General features: G+C 43.7%; 1 protein-coding gene. It reads right to left on the reverse strand.

What is annotated here, in order from left to right; all coding sequences use genetic code 11:
• The coding region (locus FE782_RS33485; RefSeq protein WP_138198432.1) for an elongation factor Tu at positions 1 to 709 on the reverse strand (709 nt) is incomplete at its 3' end.
• Positions 710 to 789: the final 80 nt, after the last annotated feature.

The following is a 789-nucleotide window of genomic DNA, read 5'->3' on the forward strand; positions in this document are numbered from 1 at the left end:
TGATACCACGTTCAACACGGCCTGTTACTACCGTACCACGACCAGAAATTGAGAATACGTCTTCGATTGGTAATAAGAACGGTTTATCAATTGCACGCTCCGGCTCTGGAATGTATGTATCTAAGTGGTGTGCTAACTCAAGAATTTTTTCTTCCCACTCCGGCACGCCGTTTAACGCTTGTAACGCTGAACCACGTACGATTGGTGTATCGTCACCTGGGAAGTCATATTGAGAAAGAAGTTCACGTACTTCCATTTCTACTAATTCTAATAACTCTTCGTCATCTACCATGTCGCATTTGTTTAAGAATACGATGATGTATGGTACGCCTACTTGGCGACCTAATAAGATGTGCTCACGAGTTTGTGGCATCGGACCGTCTGTCGCTGCTACTACTAAGATTGCACCGTCCATTTGCGCAGCACCGGTAATCATGTTTTTAACATAGTCCGCGTGTCCCGGGCAGTCTACGTGTGCGTAGTGACGTGTTTCCGTATCGTACTCAACGTGTGATGTGTTGATGGTGATACCACGCGCTTTCTCTTCCGGCGCATTATCGATTTGGTCGAATGCACGAGCCGCACCACCGAAGTGTTTTGATAATACGGTAGTGATTGCTGCTGTTAAAGTTGTTTTACCATGGTCAACGTGGCCGATTGTACCCACGTTAACGTGCGGTTTTGTACGTTCAAATTTTTCTTTAGACATTTTAAAAAGCCTCTTAAACAAACACGGTTACAAATGGTACATAACCACATTAACCAAATGTAGAAATTGTTAATAAATTC

The organism is Paenibacillus antri (assembly GCF_005765165.1).
GTDB lineage: Bacteria > Bacillota > Bacilli > Paenibacillales > YIM-B00363 > Paenibacillus_AE > Paenibacillus_AE antri.